Genomic DNA, 6,884 nt, shown 5'->3' on the forward strand with positions numbered 1-6,884 from the left:
TGGGCGCGAAAAGTCATGCTTTGGTCACGCCCAAAGCTGTACAAACCCTTTGTGGTATTCGTGATTGATCAACGAAATCAGAGTCTTAAAGTCGCTCCCCGGGCGGTACAGCTTTAATGACGGCTTCGAAAAAGTGTTCCGCAGGAACATCGAGCGCCCGCGCAATGATCACCAATTCTGGCACATCAATACGCCGCTGACCCGACTCGATCCGCGCGACGAACGATTGATGACACCTCAACCGTTCTGCCAAGGCTGCCTGAGAGAGTTTTTGGGATTTACGGGCAGAAATGAGCGCTTCAATGAGCGCCAAATGTCCGCTGGTGTGAAGTGTTTTGGTCAATTGAGTGTCCGTAAGATGCTTCGGACACTTCCAGTAATCTCATTTTCAGATTATCTAAAAATCAGATTATAAATATAAGGTGGGTAGTGATGCCAAGTATACATACAAACCATGCAGACTTGTTTTGCGCTTTGGGTGTTTCGCAAGTATCTCTAGGTTCAGTCGCCATCGACCGCTCACTGGTGGGATGGTGAGATGGTAAGTGTGAAAGCAGGCGATGTCTCACGCACCAAGGAAGCTATCCTATCCAAGCTTGCACCTGTACTTGCGTTAAAGTCGGCCGCATCGCGGTCCACTTCTAATTTCCAAACATTGAAAACACAGGAGCAACAACAGGTATGGGCTGTCTTTGCGGATGTATTGCCAACAATCTTGGCTCAGTGTTCTGGCCTTTCAACGCATCCCAACAATGGAAAAGCTCCATTTTGCGAGTTGCTTTGGGATTTTCAAAACGGGCGAGAAATTTGCATTTCTCTCAACAAGTTTGATGGCTTTAATCTGAGCATTGACGCTGAAAAAGTGCAGTGGATGGAGACTCAATTGCCTCTGGATCTGCTTTTTCTGAAATTATTGGCGCTCGACTACACTCCGGAGGAATTTCGGGCTCTGGCGAGCTAACTGAACCGAGAGAACGCTCAATGACAATCTGGTATACAGCCGACACGCATTTCGGCCACGAAAATATCATGCGATTTTGTAACCGCCCTTTCGTGTCAGCATCACAGATGGATGCAGCGATGCTGGAAAACATGTGGAAGGTGGTTGGCTCAGAAGACCAGCTATGGATTCTGGGCGATTTTGCTTTTGGCTCCAAGGCTAAGGACAGTGCTTATGTCGAGCAAATTTTCAACCAATTGCCGGGTGCAGAACGTCATCTGGTTATTGGTAACCACGATCACAATCCAACACTGGAGCTACCCTGGGATTCAGTTTCCCATTTCGCAGAGCTTCGAGACGGGCCGCACAACCAGCTCAACACACTTAGCCACTACCCAATGATCACTTGGAACCACGCCCGCAGAGGCGCCCTGCAGTTCTTCGGTCACGTTCACGACAACTGGCGCGGGTCGCGCAATTCCGTGAATGTTGGCGTTGATGTTTGGGACTTCATGCCAGTCACCTTTGCCGATATCGCGCGGCGGGCAAAGAAGTTGCCTCCAAACAAGCACTGGGGTGATGTCGAACATGGGGCAGGAATCAGCATCTAGTTGGCAATGAGGACAAGACATGAAAGTCTTCTCAACGACCCAATTGACGCGCAGTACGATGGAGATACTTGAAGTTGCTCAATGTGAACCAGTCACGATCACGCGGTATGGAAAGCCGCGCTTTGTGCTAATGTTACACGAGCATTTTGATGCGATGCAAAGTGCTGTCTGCCGTGCAAATAGAGGTGAAGAGACAGAAAATCCCTGCTGAGAGCCGACATTCGCCGCATACGCAAATTTTACGCACACCCGACTAGTAAGCTGTCCTTCGAACCAAGGCATTTCGTGCAACACTTCACAATCATCTCATTGTAGATGGCGTTTTTAGCATTCCTGGAACCCTAAAAACTACGAGGTTACGTAGGAGGTGACTACCCTCTGGAATGTACGAGTCAGTCCATATGCACTCCTTTAAACTTGGCGGCGGCCCGGAACGATCGACCAGTTCCAAAATCCCGAGCATCCCAAGTTTAGGACCTGTTGCTTGATATGCGACCGCTTGTGCGCGATAACTTCGTGCGACGTCATCATCAACAATTCCGTGGTGCTTTTTGAGTTCGATCACAAACTGCACGTCGCCAAAATCGACGTAAAGATCAGAACGTCCGGCGGCTATGCCAGGTACCTCTGGCATAACATCGACGGCCACCATATTTCCGCGAAGCCATTCCCTAAGATCTTTTTGCAAGTCATTCTCAACGGCCTTTGGATTCCTTAGATACGCACCGCGATCACCCAATTGAGAAAGATCCGCGTTCTGCCGATCTTCGCAGAACGCGATGACCTGCTGGGTCACTTGATCGAACGCCCCTCGAACATCACCCTGATAATCTGAAGCGTCAGCAAGGCGATCAGACACTTTGCTACAAATGCTTTGAATGTCGCGTCGTACTTTCAATCGTTCACCGTTTCTCCTTTCTACAAGCGCAATTTCCAGCCTTTTAGCCATTTCCGAAGGGACCTGGCTCAAAATGTTGGAGTTTTGGAGGACGGCGCTGAGCTCAGGAAAGGCACCGTCCTCCACTACTTCTCGCGACGAGTAGCTTCCCTGTCCCATTTGCGAGATCCGATTGCGCAACCTTTCCGCAGCTGGCCGTTCCGCTGGACTCCATTCCTCATCATCAAGAAAATCTTGGAGGTGCGCAGCAAGACCTTTTCGGCGCACAAAGGCTGCCTCAATTCGCGGTGAAAAAAGTGCATTAAGAGCACCGCCAATCGACACTGTTTGCTCCGCGTCATAGATGGCGAGGACTTGCTCCAGCACCTTACCTGCGTTTCTCCAACTTTCGCGGTTGATGCTATCGTCGATTGACCTAAGCAAGCGAAGCAAGGACCACCACTCGACCTCTCGATCAACGCGAGGCGTTAGCCAATCTGGCGTTTGCACGATCCCTATTTGGTCGCGCCGTTCTGCGAACAGACGCCCAAGTTCATCAATCCGTTCCGAAAGTTTAACATCGTTCCCAGTTGAAAAGGATTGGACGATGTCGATCAGCTCGACATGTACCAAAGCATCAATTCGGTTTGCATCTCGGTTCAATACACTCATGAACAGAGCGCGCGCATCATTCATTCCCTTCTGAATTTCAGCCATTTCATTAGCGTCCAAGGCTTTTGCAAATGCAACCATGGCCAGTTCGAACGCTGCCTCGTCAGCTGCTTCGTCGTTTGCCTGAAGTCGAACCAAAATGTTCCTAAGTTCGACCTCACCCCAATGGTGATAAGCGACCCCGACAAGCCTGGCTGCATGTTGCGCGAATAGGCCGTCTTCGTCACTATTCAAATTATCGAACAAAAGTAGAGTTCGGAGTTTCGTCCGATGATCCTCGAGCCCATAGCGAAACAATGCTTCGAGCGCGTATGCGGCTGTTAGCGCGTCTTTTCCGGGTTGCCGTGCTTTGACACGCTGTTCGAAGGCCTCGACAAGATTTAGACGTGCAATGTTTCTTAACGCTGCATTGGCCAAAAGCGTATTCGCAGCGTCACGGAAGACTGCAGGCTGATCGGCTTTGAGAAACCCTTCTGCAACAAGCCCAAGCAACAGGGTTTGAACTTGAACTGGCTCACCCGCCATCGTTTCTACAATTACATCCAGAAACGGACCAGATACGATCGCATCCTGTTCCTCGAGGACCGCATCGAGACCACCGAGTTCTTCAAGAGTAGGGATGGTACCGTTCGCAACGTTCGCCTCGAGTGCAGCGTTAACGCTCATGCCTTCTGCCATTGTCTAGCTCTACCAAACATAGTTTTCACCGCGCGCGATGCGGCAGTTGTCTTCCCCTAGCACTCCGACGATTTCGTCCACGTTTGTACCGGCCACGATTACCTGCAAACCTTCCATTTCGTCGGTTATCTTTCGTAGTTCTGCGAGTAGTGCCTCGAGATTGACCTTAGCCACCTCTTCCTTACCAGGAGAGTCAATAATCAAAAGTCCTGGATGGCGGCCGATGCCCAGCCGTGGTCCCACCCTCAAAAGTGCAATTGCGGTTGCCAAACGGAGCCTCAATCGTTCGCCAGCAGTCACTTTGGAGAAGCTGGTACTTGCTCCTCCCTTCTTAAGCGACATTGACGCATTGCTGTTGAGACTGACCGATTCCAGCGCCTCGATACCTAACTGTTGGCCTAGCGGCAGGATCTCATCGTTCAGGGCTTTGAGAATACCCGTCCGCCCCGCATTGTAAGCCTTTTCCGTTTCCTTGACTGCAATTGAAATTAGGTCCTCATCAGGGTCGACATCGCTTTTTGGAGCGGGCTTGCTTCGTTCTTTCAGAGCCCCTTCTAATTGGGCTAGTTCAAGTTCCGCGTTTCGCTTTGTGGCAAAGTCTGCCCCTCTTACTAGCTCATCCAGTTCTGATTGCGCTTTGGCCAGTGCGGTTGACGCCGCTTTGCCTGCTTCTGTAGCTGCTTTGCTGTCCGCTGTGGCACGTTCCGAAGCCGCCTTTGAAGCGAGCGCACAGCTCTCAGCATCTTTGAGTTCTTTATTCACGTCTTCGAAACTCTCTTCTGGGATCGTTTCTGAGCAAAGAGAGCACGCGAAGTCTGCAGTTTCGGCTTTGATCCGAGCCGTAGCTACTTTAGTCTCGCACCTTGGGCAGCACTCTGGGTTTAAGCCATTGAAGAATTGGGTGGCGACAATTGTTTCGCGTAGATCGCGAACTTTACGTTCATCACGCAGCTTTGTCTCATTCACCTGACTCGCGTCAGCTTGTGCCTTTGATGCGCGGGCTTGCAGTTCAGAGAGCTTTCGCGTTGCCGCCGCAACTGCTTCTCCGGCTTTGGCTAACAGTTCACCGGTGGTAGTCTCATTCGGCAATTCAGCAATACGTTTTCGAGCCACCTCGATCTCGGCTTTCAAGCGCGTTCTGGCGGTTTCAGCGTTTGCCTCAGAATTCCGCCGAACCCTATCCGAATTTTGACGTTTCTGCTCTAGCTCTTTCTTCGCCGTCGTAACGAAGATCTTGGTGCTGGCCCACGGGAATCCAACATACATTTGCAGCAGACGTGCAGGAAGGCCGCCCATCTGCGTATCCGCAAATAGGTATTTGTGTTCGCCTCCGAGATAGAACACGTTCGATTGCGCGAGCCATCCGTGCTCAACCACGCCTTTTTCACTCTCGTTTCCCTGAAGGGCAGGTAAAACATCTAGGTCAAGCACATCCATCATGAAACGAGCCATAACGAGCGCAAAGCCCTCATCAGAGGTGAAGCTCTCGAGCGCATGAAACGTGTCGTCAGGAGCACGACGCTCGAGGAGTCCGTTTGGCTCTCCATCGATTAGATTGAAAGCTATCCGATACCGTTCGTCATCAACTGAGAATTGTAGCGATATATGCTTAAGCCAACCGCGAACATCGTCTTGAAGGTTTTTCATAGAACCGCGAAGGCACCACAATACCACCTCCAAAACAGTCGATTTTCCGCGCAGATTAATTTCGCTCGTCACAGCCCAAACACCGGGCCCAAGCCCAGTCCACAGGAAATCAATCGCGCCGCTCGTCTTGCCCTTCTTCTCGCCTGAGAAAGCAATCTGCTCGATAGTAAAAGCCCGAGCTGGGCGTACGGCTCTGTCTGCGGCGACGCCTCTTCCGCGAAGCCGCCTTTCTGCTTCTTCAGGTGATAGTTTGGCCTTTTCAGCGATCGTTTCGAGCCAGTTCTTACTCATGTCATATTCTCGCTTTCCAGCGCTGTTATTCGCTTCATAACCCGCTCCGATATTGATCGAATGGGTTGAGACAGATCAGTTTCAGCGTATTCTTTCTGAAGGTACTGACGGTCCTTGAGTGCTGTACCGCCTTGTTCACCTGCGATTTCGGCAACCAATTCTGCCCGATCCTTATACCAGGCCAACTCTGTTGCGGCTTGAGCGAGCGTCTCCATTGCTTCCAGCCCTTGTTGCGTGAGAAGATACAAGTGACGTTGGATGTGCCCGGGTTGTCCGGTCCGTTTAATGCGGATCAAATCTGCGGCCCTAAGGATGGCCAAAGCGTTATCTAGCGGTTCAAATGCACCAAAATGATAGCGGATCATTGGTAGGTGGCGGAGGTCAGGCTCTCGATCATCGAAAATACGCTTTGCCGTGTCAAAGGTCTCTTTCAAACCGGTTTCTTCATAGGCATTCAATAACTCATTCGCTAGGTAGTCTGGGTATCGCATCCAGAAATCCAGCGCCTGCAGCCGAGCTTGCCCATCTAGTATTGCAACGACGTCTTGATCCCACTTCCCGTGTTCAGGCTCTCTACCGCCAGCGACAATACATGCCAACAGTCTAACGGCGCTTTGACGGTCAGATGGTTTGTCCAAATAAACTATACCCAATTTGCGTCCGCATTCCTCTCCTAATGCTTTGCCCCATGAACGTTCATTCGGAGACTTTGCTTTGAAATGCGGTTCAATTTCTTGGTTTAAGTGTTCGCCTTTGAGGTGTATTTGTCAACGTCACGTAGTTAATGTCAGGTTCTGGCGATAAGCATTTCTGACCGTCCTGATTACCGCGAAAAAGATTAAGAAATGAGCTGAGACCAATTGCCAAAATCTAAGCGACAGAAGTTGGGGGCTGTGGGAGAAAGCATGTTTGCGGCACTGGCAACAACCGCTCGACTGATCGTCAACTCCAGTGAGCGAGACCAAAAGGGCTGGGACTTTTTCATTCAGGAGGCGGGAGAGACCTCAGATATTGGTAGGCCGCTCGATCAGCGGACTGAATTGGACCTGTCACGGTTTGATGCCGCTCCTTTGATAGCATTTATTGCAGCAAAGGAGATGAACTATGGGACTGAAACGGACGGACGAATTCCGCCAAGATGCTGTGCGGATTGCATTGACAAGCGGGC

6 protein-coding genes and 1 pseudogene are annotated in these 6,884 nt (G+C 50.8%); 3 read left to right on the forward strand and 4 right to left on the reverse strand.

Annotation, left to right across the window (positions count from 1 at the left end; translation table 11 throughout):
- Positions 1 to 85: 85 nt before the first annotated feature.
- The gene (locus HKX44_RS16455) at positions 86 to 343 is read right to left on the reverse strand and encodes a helix-turn-helix transcriptional regulator (protein WP_276152456.1); all 258 of its coding nucleotides are present in this window, start codon (positions 341 to 343) and stop codon (positions 86 to 88) included.
- Positions 344 to 538: 195 nt separating this feature from the next.
- Here HKX44_RS16455 and HKX44_RS16460 point away from each other — a divergent pair, with 195 nt between their 5' ends.
- The gene (locus HKX44_RS16460; RefSeq protein WP_276152457.1) at positions 539 to 961 is read left to right on the forward strand and encodes a hypothetical protein; all 423 of its coding nucleotides are present in this window, start codon (positions 539 to 541) and stop codon (positions 959 to 961) included.
- A gap of 20 nt (positions 962 to 981) precedes the next feature.
- Entirely contained in the window at positions 982 to 1,551 is a 570-nt protein-coding gene (locus HKX44_RS16465) for a metallophosphoesterase (protein WP_276152458.1), read from the forward strand.
- Between the two features lie 301 nt (positions 1,552 to 1,852).
- Here the strand turns inward: HKX44_RS16465 and HKX44_RS16470 are convergent, their stop codons facing one another.
- Genes HKX44_RS16470 through HKX44_RS16480 form a run of 3 tightly spaced genes read right to left on the reverse strand, consistent with a single transcriptional unit; the run spans position 1,853 to position 6,207 of the window.
- Entirely contained in the window at positions 1,853 to 3,778 is a 1,926-nt protein-coding gene (locus HKX44_RS16470) for a hypothetical protein (RefSeq protein ID WP_276152459.1), read from the reverse strand.
- 9 nt (positions 3,779 to 3,787) lie between these two features.
- The gene (locus tag HKX44_RS16475) at positions 3,788 to 5,716 is read right to left on the reverse strand and encodes a hypothetical protein (RefSeq protein WP_276152460.1); all 1,929 of its coding nucleotides are present in this window, start codon (positions 5,714 to 5,716) and stop codon (positions 3,788 to 3,790) included.
- Positions 5,713 to 6,207 (reverse strand): hypothetical protein, encoded by a 495-nt coding sequence (locus HKX44_RS16480; protein WP_276152461.1) that lies wholly within the window; start codon positions 6,205 to 6,207, stop codon positions 5,713 to 5,715. The genes HKX44_RS16475 and HKX44_RS16480 overlap by 4 nt, the downstream gene beginning before the upstream one ends.
- Positions 6,208 to 6,621: 414 nt before the next feature.
- Here HKX44_RS16480 and HKX44_RS16485 point away from each other — a divergent pair.
- Positions 6,622 to 6,884: pseudogene (locus HKX44_RS16485) on the forward strand (hypothetical protein); the annotation flags it as partial.

Source organism: Sulfitobacter sp. M05 (genome assembly GCF_029285175.1).
Lineage (GTDB): Bacteria > Pseudomonadota > Alphaproteobacteria > Rhodobacterales > Rhodobacteraceae > Sulfitobacter.